Source organism: Nocardia sp. NPDC003693 (assembly GCF_053981095.1).
This window is the reverse complement of the sequence record NZ_JBSFNO010000008.1, coordinates 157843-175607: the sequence shown is the minus strand read 5'-3', so window position 1 is coordinate 175607 and position 17765 is coordinate 157843. Positions and strand designations below refer to the sequence as shown.

At 67.2% G+C, this 17765-nt stretch carries 16 protein-coding genes; 9 read left to right on the top strand and 7 right to left on the bottom strand.

Going from position 1 to position 17765, the window contains the following annotated elements; genetic code table 11:
* Window positions 1–43 precede the first annotated feature (43 nt).
* Both ACWDOP_RS12360 and ACWDOP_RS12355 read right to left on the bottom strand, forming a co-directional pair.
* The gene (locus ACWDOP_RS12360) at window positions 44–733 is read right to left on the bottom strand and encodes a YczE/YyaS/YitT family protein (RefSeq protein WP_456345119.1); all 690 of its coding nucleotides are present in this window, start codon (window positions 731–733) and stop codon (window positions 44–46) included.
* A gap of 73 nt (window positions 734–806) precedes the next feature.
* Window positions 807–2573, bottom strand: a complete 1767-nt coding sequence (locus ACWDOP_RS12355; protein ID WP_456345118.1) for an adenine deaminase C-terminal domain-containing protein — start codon at window positions 2571–2573, stop codon at window positions 807–809.
* Window positions 2574–2737: 164 nt separating this feature from the next.
* Here ACWDOP_RS12355 and ACWDOP_RS12350 point away from each other — a divergent pair, with 164 nt between their 5' ends.
* Window positions 2738–3646: a LysR family transcriptional regulator gene (locus ACWDOP_RS12350; RefSeq protein WP_456345117.1), complete on the top strand. Its 909-nt coding sequence runs from the start codon at window positions 2738–2740 to the stop codon at window positions 3644–3646.
* 330 nt (window positions 3647–3976) lie between these two features.
* Entirely contained in the window at window positions 3977–4288 is a 312-nt protein-coding gene (locus ACWDOP_RS12345; RefSeq protein WP_456345116.1) for a hypothetical protein, read from the top strand.
* A gap of 121 nt (window positions 4289–4409) precedes the next feature.
* On the opposite strand, the gene ACWDOP_RS12340 is transcribed toward ACWDOP_RS12345, so the two are convergent.
* From ACWDOP_RS12340 to ACWDOP_RS12330, 3 genes are all read right to left on the bottom strand, one after another.
* Entirely contained in the window at window positions 4410–4985 is a 576-nt protein-coding gene (locus ACWDOP_RS12340) for a hypothetical protein (RefSeq protein WP_456345115.1), read from the bottom strand.
* Between the two features lie 15 nt (window positions 4986–5000).
* Entirely contained in the window at window positions 5001–5924 is a 924-nt protein-coding gene (locus tag ACWDOP_RS12335) for a Vgb family protein (protein ID WP_456345114.1), read from the bottom strand.
* Between the two features lie 70 nt (window positions 5925–5994).
* Complete coding sequence (locus tag ACWDOP_RS12330; protein WP_456345113.1) at window positions 5995–6441, bottom strand: hypothetical protein; 447 nt, start codon at window positions 6439–6441, stop codon at window positions 5995–5997.
* 163 nt (window positions 6442–6604) lie between these two features.
* Between ACWDOP_RS12330 and ACWDOP_RS12325 the strand changes: the two genes are divergently transcribed.
* The 4 genes from ACWDOP_RS12325 to ACWDOP_RS12310 all read left to right on the top strand — a co-directional run bounded on the left by ACWDOP_RS12325 (window position 6605) and on the right by ACWDOP_RS12310 (window position 10013).
* A complete protein-coding gene (locus ACWDOP_RS12325; protein WP_456345112.1) occupies window positions 6605–7894 on the top strand; it encodes a hypothetical protein in 1290 nt (429 codons plus the stop codon).
* A complete protein-coding gene (locus ACWDOP_RS12320) occupies window positions 7891–8655 on the top strand; it encodes a hypothetical protein (RefSeq protein ID WP_456345111.1) in 765 nt (254 codons plus the stop codon). The genes ACWDOP_RS12325 and ACWDOP_RS12320 overlap by 4 nt, the downstream gene beginning before the upstream one ends.
* A gap of 126 nt (window positions 8656–8781) precedes the next feature.
* The gene (locus ACWDOP_RS12315; protein ID WP_456345110.1) at window positions 8782–9654 is read left to right on the top strand and encodes an oxygenase MpaB family protein; all 873 of its coding nucleotides are present in this window, start codon (window positions 8782–8784) and stop codon (window positions 9652–9654) included.
* Window positions 9651–10013, top strand: coding sequence for a hypothetical protein (locus tag ACWDOP_RS12310; protein WP_456345109.1), 363 nt, complete (start codon window positions 9651–9653; stop codon window positions 10011–10013). The genes ACWDOP_RS12315 and ACWDOP_RS12310 overlap by 4 nt, the downstream gene beginning before the upstream one ends.
* A 178-nt stretch (window positions 10014–10191) precedes the next feature.
* Here the strand turns inward: ACWDOP_RS12310 and ACWDOP_RS12305 are convergent, their stop codons facing one another.
* Window positions 10192–10866, bottom strand: coding sequence for a TetR/AcrR family transcriptional regulator (locus tag ACWDOP_RS12305; RefSeq protein ID WP_456345108.1), 675 nt, complete (start codon window positions 10864–10866; stop codon window positions 10192–10194).
* Between the two features lie 118 nt (window positions 10867–10984).
* On the opposite strand from ACWDOP_RS12305, the gene ACWDOP_RS12300 reads away from it, so the two are divergent.
* Window positions 10985–12484 carry an MFS transporter gene (locus tag ACWDOP_RS12300; protein ID WP_456345107.1) on the top strand — a complete coding sequence of 500 codons (1500 nt, stop codon included), beginning with the start codon at window positions 10985–10987 and terminating at the stop codon, window positions 12482–12484.
* Between the two features lie 143 nt (window positions 12485–12627).
* On the opposite strand, the gene ACWDOP_RS12295 is transcribed toward ACWDOP_RS12300, so the two are convergent.
* Complete coding sequence (locus tag ACWDOP_RS12295; RefSeq protein WP_456345106.1) at window positions 12628–14229, bottom strand: AMP-binding protein; 1602 nt, start codon at window positions 14227–14229, stop codon at window positions 12628–12630.
* A gap of 717 nt (window positions 14230–14946) precedes the next feature.
* Here ACWDOP_RS12295 and ACWDOP_RS12290 point away from each other — a divergent pair.
* A complete protein-coding gene (locus tag ACWDOP_RS12290; RefSeq protein WP_456345105.1) occupies window positions 14947–17280 on the top strand; it encodes a sensor histidine kinase in 2334 nt (777 codons plus the stop codon).
* A 40-nt stretch (window positions 17281–17320) separates the two neighbouring features.
* Window positions 17321–17752 (top strand): roadblock/LC7 domain-containing protein, encoded by a 432-nt coding sequence (locus tag ACWDOP_RS12285; protein WP_456345104.1) that lies wholly within the window; start codon window positions 17321–17323, stop codon window positions 17750–17752.
* Window positions 17753–17765 lie beyond the last annotated feature (13 nt).

The following is a 17765-nucleotide window of genomic DNA, read 5'->3' as shown; positions in this document are numbered from 1 at the left end:
GGTGAGCGGGCGCCGCCGGAATCGGACGCGGAGGTCGGGCCGTTCAGTCCGCCGTGGCTGAAGTAGCCTGGCGCGCGGTGTATTTCCGGAAGAGGAAGAAATACAGGCGCACGTACTGGCCGACCAGGATCGCGTTGATGATCGTGCCCTCGCGGATGAAATGCGGTGCGCCGAGCAGGACCAGGCCGATCGTCGCGGAGAGGGCGAGCAGGGTGCAGTCGAAGGCCGTCTTGATGTTTCCCCATTTCCAGCCGGTCCGGTTCGCGATGGTGTTGACGAACAGGTCGATCGGCATGAGGACCAGATTCGCGCGGATCATCAGGAACAGCCCGAGTGCGAGCAGCGCGTCGGCGAAGACCAGCAGTGCGACCTTCGCCGGGTAGGGGCCGATGTGAATCCAGCCGGTCAGCGCGAGATTGACGTCCAGGAGCAGGGCCAGGACCAGGGCCGGGATGATCGAGAGCAGATGGCCGGTCTTGAAGGCGCGCGGCCAGACCAGGAAGGTCAGCGCGAGCATGATGAGTTCGAGGATGAGGTTGACATTGCCCTGGGTGAGTCCGGGGAAGACCAGCGTCATGGTTCGAGTCAGGCTGCTCTGCGGCGAGATTCCTATCCCCGCCCGGATCGCCAGGCTCAGCCCCAGAGTCAGTACGTAGATGCCGGCGACGTAGGTGATCCAGCGGCGCACCTTGTTGCCGGTATCGGCGACTCCCGTTTCGGTGTCGTGCAGCATTGCGGTCGCATTCCCTCGTTCGTGTCTTCGCAACGAGTTGTCTTGTGGTGTGGGAGATCTCGGCAGCCGCGTGCTACTTCATGAACCCGAATCGGTCCAGCGAGATGAACAGGGTGAGCAGCTTGTTGACGACCGGTTCGCCTTCGTTCTCGTTGCCGAGTCCGGCGAGCGCGTCGTCGATCGCCCGGGTCGCGCCGACGAGTTCGGCGAGGTCCATATCGGCCATCACGCCGTAGAACTCCAGCGGCAGCGCGGCCCTGCGCTGCCCGCCGGCGGTCACCACGCATCCGCCGACCAGGCCGTCGAGTTGCCCTAGACTGCACAGCATTTCGGCGCTGTCGTCACCGACCACCACGAAATACGAGGTTGGCGCGGGCCAGCAGACGGAGACCGCGCCGTCCGCGATCGAGACGCCCTGGAACAGCCCGTTGACGATGTGCCGCTCGCCCTCGGCGTACCGCTGCACCACCGAGATGCGGTTCAGTCGCACGCCGTCGTGTTCGGGCACCACTCGCCCGTCGCGGAACGGCACCCAGATCTCCCGCGCGAATTTCAGATGCCCGCGCCCGTACACGTCGAAGAGCAGGACCTTCGCCAGGTCACCGTCGGCCGAGAGCTCGATCGGGGTGAGGTCGAGGTGCTCGGCGCGCAGGCCGTCGAGGCCGGGGACGGGATCCTTGGCCAGGGCCGAGTAGTCGATGGCGACCGGGTCGATGAGCGTGCGGTCCTTGGCGACCAGCCGCCCGCCCTTGAACACGTAGCGTGGATTGATCCTGGCCAGACTGTCGGTCAGGACGATGTCGGCGAATCGTCCGGGGCTCAGCGAGCCGAGGTCGCGGTCCCGATGAAAAGAACGCGCGGTGTACAGCGTGCCCATCTTGATCGCCTGGATGGGTGGCATTCCCATGTCGATCGCCAGGGATATGACCCAGTCGATATGCCCCTGCCGCAGGATTCTGTCCACCGAGATGTTGTCCGCGCAGAGTTGGAAGTTCTCGGCGGGCCAGCGGCGTTTCACGATGGCGCGCAACATCGTTCGAATGACCTCCGGGCTGCCGACCCCGAATTTGATCTGCGTGTTCAAGCCGTAGCGCAGGCTCTTCTCGATGTCGTCCTCGTTCCAGACATCGTGGTTGTTGTCGACGCCGATCGCGGGCATGTAGTTCAGCAGCGTGTCCGAGAGCGCGGTGACGCCCCAGTGGCAGTTCACGACACCCGCGTTCGCGCGGCCCAGCGCCGATTTGCGGAAGTCGTCGGCGTTGCCGGTCATGTAGGACAGGTGCGCCAGTTCGCCGAGTCCGATCACGGGATCCATGCCGAGCATCGCCTCGGTGACCTCCGGTGAGGTCTTCTTGCCCGGGGCGAAGGCGTAGAGCCGGTACGGCAGTTTGTCGTGGTCGGCGAAGAGGACTTTCACCGCGTCCAGCGCCTCGTCGCCCGCCGCGCTGGCGAAGTCGAGCGTCTCGCCGAACACGGTGGTGGTTCCGCTCGGCACGATGGCTTCGCCGAAGGCCGCGGGGTGGGCGAGCTGGGATTCGAAATGCAGGTGGGCGTCGATCAGGCCCGGAATGGCGTAAAGGCCCTCGCCGTCGAAGGTTTCGCGGAATCGGACGATCGATTCGTCGGGATTCGTGGCGATGATGCGCTGTCCGTGGATGAGCAGCGAGCCCGGATACACCGATTCGGTGTGCACGTCGACGATATGGATATCGCGCAGCAGCAGATCGGCCTCGCGTTCGCCGGTGAGAATGCCGAAGATCGTTCGAACGTGTTCGTCGTGTGCGGAAACGACCGTGGCGGAAGGCGATCGGTCGTCGGTCTGCGAATCGAATGGGGGCATGGCGGATCCTCACCTCGGAGCTCACGTACTTGCAGGTCGGGAGGGTGATTCGACTTGCTTCTCGACCTGTTTCGATAGAACTCGATGGCGACCGTTGCTGACAAGCATTCGTTTTCGCGCAACCTGTACTCTATTTTCGAACGGTATGTCTGGGAGGTAACGCGATGCTCCACTCGCGAATGCTGCACTACATCGACGAGGTGGCGCGGCTGGGCTCCATTCGGGCGGCCGGCGCCGAACTGCACGTCGCGCCGTCGGCGATCAACCGCCAAATCCTGCTCCTGGAAGCCGAACTCGGTCAGCCGCTGTTCGAGCGACTACCCCGGGGCATGCGCCCGACCCCGGCCGGGGAGGCGCTGCTGGCGCACATCCGGCTGACGCTGCGGCAGTATCGCGAGACGGTCGCGGATATTCGCGATCTGCACGCGCTCGGCACGGGCGAGGTCGTGATCGCCACGATGACCGGTCTGGCCAGCGGCCTGGTCGCCACCGCCGCGGCCGCGTTCCACTTCCGGCATCCGCAGATCCGGATCTCGATCCGCACGATGACGACGCTCGAGGTCCTGCGCGCGGTGGAGAACAGCGAAGCCGATATCGGGCTCGCGTTCAACGTCCCGTCCTCGACGCGGATCGAGGTGTGCTGGCAGATGAACACCAAGCTGGGAGTCGTTGTCTCGCAACATCATCCGCTGGTCGGAATGGACACGGTCACCCTGGCTCGCTGCACTCCGTTTCCGCTGATCTTCGCGGACCGGTCGATGGTCATCCACGGCATCGTCGCCGAGGCCTTCGCCAAGGCCGGTCTCGACGTGCAGCCCGCGTTCCACACCAACTCCATCGAGACGATGAAGCATCTCGCGATGTCCGGCGACGCGATCGCCTTCCTCAGCGAGTTCGACATCGCCGAAGAGCTCCGGGACGGCCGGTTGGTCTATCGCCCGGTGCGAGACGCGTTCAGCAACAACATGGTGTCGCTCGTCCGGCGCGAGAAGCACGCGCACGGCCTCGCCAGCGTGCTGCTCGTCGACGAGATCGTGAGCGGGCTCCGCCCCGCGGAGCCGGGCTCCGACTAGGTTCCGGCGCGTGTCTCGGTCGACCGTGACACGCGTCGTCGGCGGTCCCGCACGTCGACAGCTTTCAGTCGGCCTACGCCGGCGGTGTCATGGTGCCGGCGACCCTGCTCGCCGGCGGCTGCACGCCGGGGATGGTCCTGGCGTGGAATCGCCCGGATCCCGAACCCGAAGCCTGACAACGGAACAGGTCGCTCTCACGCCGGAAACCTGATCCGTCGGAAATTTCGCATGGTACCCGGCGCAACGGGGTGCTACCGTTCGCGACAGCGACGAAACCCGCAGGGAGGCGCGGGATTCGCGTGGTACAAGCGGTAGCGGAGGCGGGGCCCGATGAAGAACAAGATCATGAACCAGGTCGGGGAGCTGATGATCTGGCTCGGCATTCTGGGGGCGATCGTCGGCGCCGCGATCTTCGCCGTCGCCCTGTTCTCCGACCCGAAGGCCGAGGCGACCTGCGATGGCCAAACCATGAAGCCGGGCGACTCCTGCGTCGGTTCGGGCTCGACCCGCACCTACAACGAGGTGAAGTCGGACAACGAGAACATCAAAGACGGGCTGTACATAGGCCCGGCGGTCCTGCTGGTCGGGGCAGCGGTAGCAGTGGTCGGTTCCCGTCTCGACAAGGCGTCCGGCATAGCCTGAAAGCCTCTTAGGGGGCGTGTGCGGAATGCCCGTGCACGCGTGATGATCCCGGCAGGACGGCAGCCTCCTTGCCGGCTGCCGCATAGTTGGTGGCTTCGTCCCATTGGCTGGGAGAGAGTTCCTATTCCGGAGAGTTCAGGCGGTCGATGTCGAAGTGCTTTCCCCACCAGGTGGGAATGTCTTTTCCGATCCTGTGAAGCAGCCTTGCTCTGGAGCGATATTCACTCATCGATGGCGCCGCGCTGGCGAACCAGTCTGTTACCGAACCCCATCCGATCTCCGCGGGATTGTCGCCATCGACAATCCAGACGGGCGGGTTCGGGTCGTGGAGGTCGTTCCCGTCGATGACGTTGTAGAGGTATGCCTGGTGTTCGACGAGGACGAGCATGCCGGCCGAGTCGGCCAACTCGACGTTCTGTCCCGGACGGGCGGCCGTCGCCGACTTCTTGGATGCCGCGCCCACCCTGGTGATGCCGAACAAGCTTCCGCGAAGCCATATCCCGGGGTTCGAGCCCAGCAGGCGCATTATCTCCCGGACGCTCGCGGGAAGTGCGTCGCAGCCCTGTGAGGCGGCCCAACGGTCGATCTGTTCGTCTGTCGCCGGGGCTACGGATTCGGGTCTCCAGCCGGCAGCGGCGGTTCGATCGAAGATCGTGCGTACGTCGAGGATCGCTCGTCGGTCAGCTTCGGATGTCATCGGTTGATTTGCCGACTACGGTTCGGCGCGGGCCACCGCGCCGACTTCCAGCGCCGCCCACACCGCGCCGTCGGGGCCGACGGTGATGCCGTGTGGTTCGGATCCCGCTGTGGGCAAGTCATATTCGGTGATTACACCGGTTGGGGTGATCCGGCCGAGGCGGTTGGCTCCCCACTCCGTGAACCAGCAGTCGCCGGAGTCCAGTGCGGTGACGGCGTGGGGTTTGGACATCGGATCGGGTAGGGGGAACATCCGTATCGTGCCGGTGGGATCGATGGTGCCGACCCGGCCGGCGGCTATGTCGGCGAACCACACCGAATCGGGACCGCTAGTGATTCCTACCGGTGCGCCCTGGCCGGGTAGCGGGTGCAGGGTGATGTTGCCCGCGAGATCGATGCGTCCGATCGCGTTGGCCTGGTTGAGGGTGAACCACAGTGCGCCGTCGGGACCCTCGGTGATCATGGACGGGAACCCGCCGCGGGCGGGAAGGTCGAAATGGGTCAGCTGCCCGTCGGGGGTGATGCGGCCTATCCGGTCGGTGTTCATCTCGGTGAACCACATCGCCTCGTCCGGTCCGGCGCAGATTCCGAACGGGCCGGCGCCCGGCGCCACGCTGAACGCCGTGGCGACACCGTCGGTGGTGATGCGACCGATGTGATCGTCGCCGGTTCGGGCGAACCACAGTGCGTCATCCACGCCGGTGGCGATGACGGTCGGCCGCGAGCCGGCGGAGCCGGTCGGATACCGGACGAGGGTGCCGTCGACGGTCATTCGCGCGATCTCGCCACTGTGGGCCAGGGTGAGCCACAGCGCGCCGTCCGGGCCCGTGGTGATTCCGTAGGGGCCGGCCTCGGCGTCCGCCACCGCGAACTCCCGGATGATGGTGCTGTCGGTCTTCTTCACGTGCGGCATCCCTTCCCCGGCTTTGTCATTCGTCATCGATCGGCAGTGTGGCGTACCCGCTCGATGATGATCGCGGCAGGGTGGACCCGATCGGGAGACGCCCTGATCACAGCTCGATCGGGCGGTAGGCGAGTGCCTCGTCGACGATCGAGGTGGCCGTGAGGTCGTCGCGCCGGGGGTAGTAGATCAGGTCGGCCGCGCGGGGGTGGGGGACGTTGGTCGTGAAAACCAGCAGGTAATAGTCGGTTTCGTCGTCGGCGGCCAGGATTCGTTCGACCACGGCAACGAGGTCGGAGCGGGTGATGCCGGGGAATCGGGGGTGGGACGGACGGGCGGCCTCGCGAGCGAAATCGTCGAGATCCCGGGAACCGTGATACTCGGTGAAATCGAGGAACGTGTAGGTGTGGCCGGTGGCGGCGTTGAACGCGGCCACCGCCTCCTCGGCGGGGCCGCCCGCGCGGATCAGGGTCGCGATTCGTTCGATCTCGGCTCCGATTTCGGTGAGACGCCGACGGTCCACGACGGGTGGTAGCAGCTCGGGGCGCAGGTCCATGCCGGGCATTATGCGCTGCTGCTCGGGGTAATCGCGTTGCCGGCTACGCCCGCTGACCTGGGCTCGGCGAACCTCCCACGATCGCTGAGAATATTAGAAGATCAAAGCCTATCCTTCTCATCCACCGCCGTGTTAGAACTATCGCCAACGGCAGGAGGCGGTTGTGAAACGTCCGTATCGACTGATCATCTGGGGTCCCGGCGACATGGGCGGGCGGGCGCTGCGCACCGCGCTGGAATCGCCCGATTTCGAGGTCGTGGGGGTGAAGGTGTTCAGCCCGTACAAACACGGCCGCGACATCGGAGAGCTGGCCGGGCTGCCGCCGGTGGGTGTCACCGCCACCACCTCGAAGGCGGAAATCCTTGCCCTGGAAGCAGATTGCGTCGTGCACACACCGACCACCCCGGCGCTGGTCCAGGGCGCGGACGCCGACGTGCTCGACCTGCTGCGTTCCGGAAAGAACGTGGTCTCCGCGGCGTCGTACCACAACCCCGCCATGGCCACCTGGCTGTCCGAATCACGGTCTCCGCTAGAAGTATTGGAAACCGTCTCGCGAATGCGGGTCACCGGCGACGCCTTCGGGCCGCAACTGCCCAAGGCCCTGGCAGCGTTGCGAACCGTTATGCGAGTGGTTGATTCGGGCCCGGTACGACCGGCGCGACCACTGCTCGACCGGCTCGCCGAGCCGCTGGTGGACCGCGCCATCCCGCGCCGAGCCTCGGGCGCACGGCTCCACGAGGCGTGCGTGCGCGGGGGAGTCTCGCTGCACGGCACCGGATTACACCCCGGCCTGATGGTCGAACAGGTGCTGTTGCGCCTGGCCGGACTGATGGACGAGGTCCGCGAGGTGAAATTCCTCGAGGTCGGCGACCTGTCCGCGGCGCCGGACGGTATGTGGGGTGGTTTGGCCAGCCTCGGTTTCGGCATGCCGCTGGACGCGGTCGACTCCGATCACGCCATCGCGCTCATGCAGCACTTCTACTTCGACGCGGTGCTCGCCGCCGTCGCGCACTCCCTGTTCGGCGCGAACGCCGACGAGGTCCGGGTAGAGCGGCACGTCTACCCCGTACCCGCGCGAACGCGGGTGGAAGCGGGCGGCAGCGTGATCGAGCCGGGAACGGTCGGCGCGATCCACATGAGCTACCGCGGCTACCTCGGCGACCGGCTGTTCATGACGAATGCCGAATGCTGGCACGTGGGTCCGGGCAACGCCCACCTCGGCCCCGACCATCCCGCCGGCCTGTCCGGCGGACACGTCATCACCCTCGACGGCGACCCCGCCCGCATCGAGATGCGCAACGAACTGGACGCGGACTCCTACGACGGCGACTGGTCGGCGGTCACCGACATCTCGGTCAAAGCGATGCTGGATGTCATCCCCGACCTGTGCGCCGCGCCGCCGGGCATCGTCATGCCGGACCTGAGCCCCCGACTCCATGTGGAGACCCTATGATCACGCCCATCGCGGTGCTCGGCACCGGACCGATCGCCGACCGCTTCGCTCGCAATCCGGATGTCGTTGTCACCGAACCGGATTCGTCCCGCGTGGTGATCCACCTGATCTCCGATGTCGAGGAGATCACCACCCAGCTCGAGGCGGGCCGTGACGTGATCACCGCGCTCGCGTTACGGGCGCTGCCGCTGGACGAGATGCGCCGGGCCTGCCGGGCGGGCGGGTCCACGCTGCACGCCACCGGCGGCTTCGGATCCGCGGTCGCGGCGCGGCTGACACGCTCGCTGGCGGCCGCCGCCCGCGAGATCACCCGAATCGAACTGGTCGAGGAGATCGACCTGCCCGCGGATCCGGTGTTCCCGTGGAACACCGTGCCCGAAGACGCGCTGCCCGCGTTCTATGCCGATGGTCTGGATGTGCTGGACGAGGCGGCGTTCGGATACGAACGGTTCGAATCCGCGACCGTCGTGCCCACCGACTCCGGCGCGCTGCACTCCTTCGGAGATCGAACCGCCTACCGCTCGATTCGCACGCACGGCACCGCCCCCGTGCCGCTGCGCTACCGGCTGATCATCACCACTGCCGCTGGAACATCCACCGCCACTGTCGATTTCCACCCCGTCGACGGCCTGCACCCGGCCGACCATCTCACCTACCGTGAGCTGGCCGCCGCGATCGGCCCGATCCGGGAGAGCCGGGCCGGCATCGCCCGCCGCGACCTCGCCATCACCTACCTGGCCGCGGACGACCGAGTGCGCTGACACCGGGCGCCGGTGCGAACGCGCGTCCCGATCCGGCCCCGGTTTCCTTCCGTCGTTCAAGATCGGTAACCTCTCGTGAGAGGATTGGAACACAATCTTCTCATCTTTTCACGAGAGGTACTGACGATGACCGCAGCCGTCGACTCGATCCGGCACCAGCCGGCCACAACCTGCCGTTACGGCACCGTGGACGACTTCGACATCGAGGACTTCTTCGACGGCATCTCCACGCTCCTCGGCGGTATCGCCAACGTGGTGCTGCAACTGAGCCTCCAGCCCGTCGCCTACGGGGTCATGGAGAGCACGGTCGAAAGCGGCCGCGCGGATATCCACCCGTGGAAGCGGCTGCGGACCACTCTCACCTACATCGCCGTCGCGCTCATGGGCTCCGAGGACGAGCGCCACGCCTACCGCCTGGAGGTCGATCGCAGCCATCGCTCGATTCGCTCGGCCCCCGGCGCCGAATCCAAGTACAACGCCTTCGACCCGAAACTGCAGCTGTGGGTTGCCGGTTGCCTGTACTGGGGAATGGCGGATCTCCATGAGCGCATGCACGGTTCGCTCGATGCGGACACCGCGGACGTGTTCTATCAGTACTGCGCACGGCTCGGCACCACCCTGCAGATGCGGCCCGACATGTGGCCCGCCGACCGGGCCGCCTTCGAGGAGTACTGGAACACCAACCTGGCGGCCCACACCATCGACGACCGCACCCGGGACTACTTCAACCTGCTCATCGATCTGAAGGTGAGCAAGCTCCCCATCCGCCCACTCCTGGCCCCTGTGCACCGGTTCATCGTCACCGGCCTGCTGCCCCCGCAGATTCGGAAACAGCTGGGAATGTCCTGGAGCGATGCCGACGAACAACTCCTCACCCGAGCGCTGCGGATGATCGGGACCGCCCACGGCACGCTCCCGCGGACCGCCCGGCTGTTCCCCATGAACGCTCTCATGGCCGACATGCGCCGCCGCCGGCGCGCGGGCACGTCGATGCTGTGATCGACGCGATGGCCGGGGACCGCGAGGCGCAACAGCGGCGGGTGCTGACCGCCGCCTGCGAAGTGTTCGGCCGCCGCGGGTTTCACGCGGCGCAGATGTTGCAGCACGATCCCGCCGTGCGCGGCTGCACGGATCGCGCGATCGACGACTGCGTGCACGCGGTGGCCGGTTTTCTGGCCCGCGACCCCCACACCGACCTCGATCAGGCCCGTCTGGTCGCGGCCGGCCTGATGGGCATCTGCCGCTTCACGGCCCAGTACTGGGTGGACGGCGGGTGCCGGGTTCCGAAAGAACACGCGATCGCGACAGCCGTGACGCTGTGTGTACGAGGAATATCCGCGTCCTCGCGCCCGCGCTGAGCGTGGTCCGCGCAATAGTCTCGCCGCGTCAGCAGATCGGAACCGTGCCCGGTGGGGTCGGGCGGCCCGAGGTGATCGTGCACAGCGACTTCCAGAACAGATCAGCTCTTCACGGCGGGTTCGTTCGTTCCGATCACGCGCGCCCCCAATTCCATTGCCTTGCAATCGAATCGGAACGTCAGCGTTTGCGGCCCGTGCAGATATGGGATTTCGCCTGCTCAACCTGCTCATCGGTCAGTGGCGGCACGGTCAGTGGTCGGCGCGGGGTGGCGTCGGCGCGGATCCCGTTGAGGATGACGGCCTCGTAGCGCTTCCAGAGGTCGGGGTTCACGGGTCGAGCGAATTCGGCCAGGGAATCGACCATGTGGACGAGGGCGAAGATGTCCGAGGGCTCGATCTCGGGTTGGATCACGCCCGCCGCGCGAGCGCGATCGACCACCGCCGAGATCACCGGCTTGATGCGATTGCGCATCTCGGCCAGGCCGTCGAGATCGTTGTCGAGTTCCAGCATCACTTCGCTGAGACCGCGGTTGGTCGCCAGGTGCGTGCACGCGTATTCGAAGAACTGCACCAGCCCCTCCCAGGGATCGGGGTGGGCGGCCGCGGTCTCGGCGGCGACGGCGAACTCGCCGACATTCGCCGCGAAGACCTCGGCGATCAGCTCGTCCTTGCCCGTGAAGCGGCGGTAGACCGTCCCGATCCCCACTCCCGCACGCTCGGCCACGTCGTCGAGGGAGATCTCCAGGCCGCGATCGGCGAAGAGCTCGCGGGCCGCCTCGACGATCCGGCGCTGATTGCGGGCCGCGTCGGCGCGCAAACGCCGAGGTGGAGACCCGGTAGTGGCGTGGTTCACAAGTGCCTCCCGATGAGACGCGCGAGACTAAGTGGAGGACTCACCTCCGTTATGGTGCTAGCTTACTCGATAAGCGGAGTATCGCCCTCCGCATCATGCTTCGACACCAAGGGGACTCATGACAACCACGTACGACCGTGGGGCACCCGCCCCCGAGAAGACGGATTCGGGCCGCCGCGGCTCGCATGCTCTGCGCTGGTGGGTGCTCGCCGTTCTGGGCGTCGCACAGCTCATGGTGGTACTCGACGCGACCGTCGTGAACATCGCGCTGCCCGCGGCGCAGGCGGACCTCGGCTTCGGCGACGGTGACCGGCAGTGGGTGGTGACCGGCTACGCGCTGGCGTTCGGCAGCCTCCTGCTGCTGGGCGGTCGCCTCAGCGACCTGTTCGGCCGCCGCAACACCTTCATCGTCGGCCTCGTCGGCTTCGCGGTCACCTCCGCCATCGGCGGCGCGGCCACCAGCTTCGAGATGCTGGTCGCCGCACGCGTCGGCCAGGGTGTGTTCGGCGCGCTGCTCGCGCCCGCGGCCCTGTCGCTGCTGAGCGTCACCTTCACCGAACCGTCCGAGCGGGCAAAGGCTTTCGGCATCTTCGGCGCGGTCGCCGGCGCCGGTGGCGCCATCGGCCTGCTGCTGGGCGGCATGCTCACCGAATGGGCGTCGTGGCGTTGGGTGATGTTCGTCAACCTCGCCTTCGCCGCCGTCGCACTGATCGGCGCGATACTGCTGCTGGCCAAGCACACGGTCACCGAACGCCCCAAGCTCGACATCCCGGGCACCCTCGTGGTCACCGCCGCGCTGTTCGGCATCGTCTACGGCTTCTCGCACGCCGAGTCGACCAGCTGGACCAACCCGGTCACCCTGGGCTTCCTCATCGGCGGCGCGGTACTGCTCGCGGTCTTCGTGTGGCTGGAGACCCGGGCCGCGAATCCGCTACTGCCCCTGCGCATCGTGCTCGACCGCACCCGAGGCGGCTCGTACCTGACGGTGTTCGTCATGGGCATCGGCATGTTCGCGATCTTCCTGTTCCTGACCTACTACATGCAGCTGAGCATGGGATACTCGCCGATCAAGACCGGCCTGGCCTTCCTGCCGATGGTCGCGGGCATGGTCATCTCCTCGACCACCGTGCCCTCGCTGGTACTACCCAAGCTGGGCCCGAAGATCGTGGTGAGCGCCGGCTTCCTGATCGCCGCGGCGGGCATGGGCCTGCTGACCCAGATCAGCCTGGACAGCTCCTACGTCGCCAATATCCTTCCGGCACTGGTGCTCATGGGCCTCGGCCTCGGTGGCGCGATGTCGACCGCCTTCCAGGGCGCGACCTCGGGTGTGCACCACGAGGACGCGGGCGTCGCCTCGGCGATGGTCAACACCAGCCAGCAGGTCGGCGGCTCGATCGGCACCGCGCTGCTGAGCACCATCGCCGCCTCGGCCGCGACCGACTACCTCGGTTCGCATCAGCCCAGCGCACTGGTCGCGGCGCAGGCTCAGATCGAGAGCTACACCACCAGCTTCTGGTGGGCCACCGCGATTTTCGTGGCAGGTGCGGTCCTGACCGGGATCCTGATGCCCAACACGGTTCCGGCGCCTGCGGAAGGGGAACCGGTGCTCGCGCACTGATTTCCGGAACGAACACCACGGCGCCCGCGTCAACGATGACGCGGGCGCTGTGCTGTGAAAGATCGCTATCTCGACGGCCGTTGACCTGCTTCGGCGCGATCGGTGATGGTGCCGTGGCCGAGTGGCGCGAAATGGCCGGTGGTTCAGCGATACCCGGCCGCGATCTCCACGCGTCGCAGTTTGCCCGAGGTGGTCTTGGGGAGTTCTCCGACCGGGACCAGATCCACCAACCCCGGCGTGACCCCGCATTCGGCCGCGACCCGTTCGGAGATCAACCGGCGAGCGGCTGTCTTGTCGTCGCCGGAGTACTCGGCCACGACGACGAGCTGATCACGCCGTGCACCACCACCGCCGCCACCACTGACCGCGGCGATGGCGCCCGGGCGAACCCCCGCGACGCCCACGACCGCGCGCTCGATCTCCTGCGGGAAGATGTTCCGCCCCGCAATGGTGATCAACTCCTTGCTGCGGCCGCAGACGACGAGCTGGTCGTCGACCAGATAGCCCAGGTCGCCGGTGCCGATCCATTCCCCGGCGCCGATCGGCGTGTCACCGTGATACCCGATCATCTGTGCGGCGGAACGGAATTGGATCTCGCCGACCGGGCGCACGGCATCGAATTCGGTGCCGTGGGTGGTGGGCGCGACCCGGAGCTCGACACCGTCGAGCGCCGCGCCGAGCAGCGCGGCCCGATGCGTCGTTCCGCCGGGCAGCGCTACCTCGTCGTAGGTCAGTCCGGCGTCGGCCGCGGGCATCGTGAGCGCACAGGTGGCCTCGGCGAGCCCGTAGGACGCGCAGACCGCGCGGGCGTCGAACCCCGCCGACGCGAGCTGTTCGCTGAATTGCTGTGTCGCGGCGACGTCGATGGGTTCACCACCGTTGATGGCGACCCGCAGCGCGCTCAGATCCGCACCGGCCGACAGCCGCGCGTAGCGGCCGACCAGCGCGTAGGCGAAATTCGGTGCGGCGGTGACGGTCGCGCCGCTGGTGGTGAGCCACTGCAGCCAGTCGAAGGGTGATTTCGCGAATGCCGAGGTCGGTGCGAGCCAGGTCGGAGCGCCGGTCAGCAATCCCGCCAGCAGCATCATCAAACCCATGTCGTGATAGAGCGGCAACCAGCTGCACAGGACATCGCCGTTTCGAAACTGCTGGCGCGCGAGCACATCTCGGACGTTGGCCAGCGCGGCGGGCGCTGTCAGCGCGACGGCCTTCGGCAGACCGGTGGACCCCGCGGTGCCCTGATAGATCGACACGGCATCGACCGCTGTGGGCGTCGGCTCGAATCCCGCCGGCGCGGTACGCCAGAGGTCGACTTCGTCGAATGCCCCTGTGCGGAAGCCGGATTCGGTGGCCTGGGCCCCGCTCAGCGCATGTAAAGCGGTGCCCTGGCAGTACACCTGCCCCACGCCCAACGCGCCGAGTTGGGTCGTCGTTCGCGCGGCCCACGAATCCAGGCTCGTGAAGCGGTTGGGCCCCGGCAGCAGGGTGGAGGCACGTCCGGCCAGCCACGCCGCGAGCACGATCGTGACGGTTTCATAGCTCGATTCGCCGATCACCGCCACCGGCCCCGCCGTGCTCTCCCGGTCCTGCAGGTGAGCGGCGATGCCCTCGGCGTGCGCCAGCACCTCGCTCCACGGTCGACTGTCCCAGCGGTTGTCGTCCTTGTTCAGGATGTGGAGGTCGGCATCGCGACTGGAGGCCGCGCGGATGGCCGCGGCGAGCGCGTTCTCTGTCGGTGGTGTCATCGCGTTCCCTACTTTGTCGCCGATCTCTGAGGCGTTGGCCGACGGTCGATCGAGATCCTGCAGCCAACCGGGACCGGCGGCCATGGATCGAGAGTAATGAGACGGAATGTGTGACCGACATCACCGCGTCCGCGCTCCCGATCGGCCATCCGATGGGCACGGAACAGTGCACGTACAAATCCGCGGAGTTCTCCATAGCTGGTCCGGGTGCTATTCGGGGCTCGACGGCGGCGGACGCGCGGACCGTCCGGCGAACTCGACCGATGTCGGGCTTGCTTTGTTAGGTAAGCCTGACCTACACTGGAAATCGGCGTTGGGGACCGAGTGAGAGTCCGGAGGGCTGCCGAGACCCCCGGTCCACTGCCGCGGCGGGTTCCCCTTTCGAGGGGAGCCCGCCGCTTCGTATTTCGGGGACGCGTGCCAGTGGCCGGGGGAGTGCGGGACGGCACAATGCATACGCGTCCGGCATGGTGTTCTGGGCCACCGGCAGTTTGCGGACATGGCCGTCGAGGGCTGTCGCGCGGATGGCGTCACCGCCGCCGGTGCTCCGATGTGAGCGGATCGAAACTACGAAAATTGTTGATTACCAGCGTGTATCCATACCTGGGCATGCCTCTTCGGGTCGTTGACACCCGGTAGCCGCTGTGGAAATTTGCTCCCTGTCTTTTCCGTGCGCTCGCCGTGGAGCCGCAACGGCCTACGCGTTGGAGGAGCAGGGTGAGAACAGCTGTCGCGTCCCGGTTGGTTCGGCCGCGGACCATTCGCGGGCAGCTGGCGCGAATTCTGCTGGTATCGCTGACCCTGGTGTTCGCGCTGCTCGGCGTCACCATCGCCGGTGAGGTCCAATCCTATTGGCGCAGTGGGGATACCGTCGCCGAGGTCGGCCTCGCGCTGGCCGTGCAGGACGTGCTGCACGAGATACAGCGCGAACGTGGTCTCAGCAACGGCTTGCTCGGCGGCGGCCGGCTCGAGCAGGCGGTCACCGAGCAGCGTGGCGAAACCGACCGAGCATTGCGGGCGTTGGACACCGCGCTGGCCGGGCGCGCTCCCGGCAGGGTGCAGGTGCGCCAGGCCGTCGGTCACCTGTCCGGGCTGGGCGATATCCGCGCTCGCATCGACGCCGGAAGCCTCGCTCGTCCGGCGGCGTTCCAGTTCTATACCGACGCGATCAACGCCTTGAATCTCTCGGAACCGGGGCTGGATCAGGCCGACGACCCCGTGGTCCGGCACGGCCTGCAGGCGCTCTACGCGCTCTCCGAAGCGAAAGAGCAGACTGCGAAGGAACGCGGGTTCCTCAACGGTGTCTTCGTCTCCGACGCGTTCGGGCCCGGCGAATACGTCCAGTTCCTCGATATCCGCGCCGCCAAACTCGCCGGTCTCGCCGCGTTCGCCCGCGATGCCACCGGTGCCCAGCAGGAGTTACTGGATGCCGCGATGCGCAGCGAGAACGCGATCAGGGCAACCGAATCCGAGAACATCGCGATCGGCTCCAGCGCTGGACCGCTTACCCAATCGGTGGAACCCGGCGTTTGGTGGGCGCAGATGACCGCCGTCATCGACGCGCAACGCGAGGTGCAGCAGGCGGTCGGTGACGCAGTCCGGCAGCGCGCCGAGGACTTGCGCGGCGGCGCGGCCGTCAAACTCGGCGTGTTGGCGCTGCTCGCGCTGTTCGCCCTGGCCGCCGAAATCGCCCTGGTCTTCGCCAGTCTGCGCGCCATCGTTCGCCCGCTCGCCACCCTTGCCGCCGCGGCCGACGACGTCGCCGGCCGCCGCCTGCCCGAGGTGATCGCGGCCTGGCAGGTCGCCGACTCCCGGCCGGACCCGCCCGAACCGGTCCGCACTCCGCCCGGCGCGAGCGTCGAAATCGCCGCTGTCGCGGATGCTTTGGATCGCGTGCAGGGGACCGCCTACGAATTGTCCTCGCAGCAGGCCCTACTGCGCCGCAACAGCACCGAGTCCATGGCCAATCTGGCTCGCCGCAACCAGAACCTGGTGCGCCGCCAACTCGGCCTGATCAGCGAATTCGAACGCGAGGAAATGGACCCGAAGGCGCTGTCCAACCTCTTCGAGCTCGACCACCTCGCCACCCGCATGCGCCGCAACGCCGAAAGTCTGCTGGTCCTCGTCGGCGAGGCCGGCCCGCGCCGCTGGGCCGCACCCATCCCGCTCACCGACGTGATCCGCGCCGGCCTCTCGGAAGTCGACGACTACCGCCGCGTCGCCCTGCGCCGCATCGACGATGTCGCCATCCCCGGCGCCATCGTCAGCGAACTGGCCCACGTGCTCGCCGAACTGATCGAGAACGGACTGGCCTTCTCCCCGCCCGACCTCGAGGTCGAAATCTACGGCCGCAAGATCCCCACCGGCTACGTCCTCGCCGTCGTCGATCACGGCGTCGGGATGCCCCCCGAACAACTCGCCGAAGCCAACGCCCGCCTCAGCGGCGCGACCGACTTCCTCCTGACCCCCACCCGCTACCTGGGCCACTACGTCGTCGGCCGCCTGGCCCGCCGCCTCGGCATCGAAGTGGAACTCACCGTCTCCCCGGTCAGCGGCGTCGTCGCCCGCCTCCTGCTACCGCCGGAACTCTTCGGCGGAGAGAAGGATCAGCACCCGATACCCGGTGCCGGTGCGCCGCAGTCCATGCCGCGCATCGACTCGCCGGCCGCCGAACCCGCGAACACCGTCGAGCGGGCGGAATCCGCAATCCATGCCGCACCGCCGGCAATGCTGGGCCCAGGGGTTCGTGCCGATCAGGATGCCCGCTCCGGCGCAACCGCCAGGCCTGAATTCGCGAGCATCGAGCCCGCTGATGGTGCCGACGCCGCCTCGGAACCGGCAGGCGTTCAGCGGACCCGGAACGGACTTGTCAAGCGCGCCAAGCGATCGCGGCCGGTCGATGCGACGGACCGGCGCCGGGCGGCACCGCGACCGCCGAGTGCTCCGCTGGTCGAGCGGTCGCCGGAGGACGTGCGCGGCATGCTGTCCGCCTTCCGGGCCGGGCATCAGCGTGGTGGACCCGCGGAGGGCGCCGCGAAGGAGAGCCGGTGACCACACATCGGAAAGTAATGAGCACCGTGAAGGGGAGTCAATGACCACACAGCTACCGACCGCCGCCGATCCGCACACCTTCGACTGGTTGCTGGCCAACTTCGTGCGCAATACCGATGGGGTGCGCGACACCGTCGCGGTGTCCTCGGACGGGCTGCTCATCGCCATGTCCGAGGGACTCGACCGCACCGGCGCGGACCGGCTCGCCGCAATGGTGTCGGGTCTGTCGAGTCTGGCCCGAAGTGCTTCGCGTAGTTACGCGTTCGATGGTTTGAAGCTGATCATGATCGAGATGCGGCGGGGCTTCCTGCTGGTGTCCGCGCTCGGGGACGGGAGCTGCCTCGGCGTAATCGCCGAGGGCGGTTGCGATGTCGGGCTGGTCGGCTATGAGATGGCGGTGCTGGCCGAGCGGGCGGGGGCGCTGCTCGATCCGGCGACCATCTCACAATTGCGAGAGACGTTGCGCAGATGAGAGATCCGGACCG

Excerpts from the sequence above, each read along its gene's own strand:
- ACWDOP_RS12340 (WP_456345115.1), bottom strand. The coding sequence starts at position 4,985 with ATGACATCCGAAGCTGACCGACGAGCGATCCTCGACGTACGCACGATC.
- ACWDOP_RS12330 (WP_456345113.1), bottom strand. The coding sequence starts at position 6,441 with ATGGACCTGCGCCCCGAGCTGCTACCACCCGTCGTGGACCGTCGGCGT.
- ACWDOP_RS12345 (WP_456345116.1), top strand. The coding sequence starts at position 3,977 with ATGAAGAACAAGATCATGAACCAGGTCGGGGAGCTGATGATCTGGCTC.
- ACWDOP_RS12315 (WP_456345110.1), top strand. The coding sequence starts at position 8,782 with ATGACCGCAGCCGTCGACTCGATCCGGCACCAGCCGGCCACAACCTGC.
- ACWDOP_RS12320 (WP_456345111.1), top strand. The coding sequence starts at position 7,891 with ATGATCACGCCCATCGCGGTGCTCGGCACCGGACCGATCGCCGACCGC.
- ACWDOP_RS12335 (WP_456345114.1), bottom strand. The coding sequence starts at position 5,924 with ATGACGAATGACAAAGCCGGGGAAGGGATGCCGCACGTGAAGAAGACC.
- ACWDOP_RS12350 (WP_456345117.1), top strand. The coding sequence starts at position 2,738 with ATGCTCCACTCGCGAATGCTGCACTACATCGACGAGGTGGCGCGGCTG.
- ACWDOP_RS12360 (WP_456345119.1), bottom strand. The coding sequence starts at position 733 with ATGCTGCACGACACCGAAACGGGAGTCGCCGATACCGGCAACAAGGTG.
- ACWDOP_RS12295 (WP_456345106.1), bottom strand. The coding sequence starts at position 14,229 with ATGACACCACCGACAGAGAACGCGCTCGCCGCGGCCATCCGCGCGGCC.
- ACWDOP_RS12300 (WP_456345107.1), top strand. The coding sequence starts at position 10,985 with ATGACAACCACGTACGACCGTGGGGCACCCGCCCCCGAGAAGACGGAT.
- ACWDOP_RS12285 (WP_456345104.1), top strand. The coding sequence starts at position 17,321 with ATGACCACACAGCTACCGACCGCCGCCGATCCGCACACCTTCGACTGG.
- ACWDOP_RS12355 (WP_456345118.1), bottom strand. The coding sequence starts at position 2,573 with ATGCCCCCATTCGATTCGCAGACCGACGACCGATCGCCTTCCGCCACG.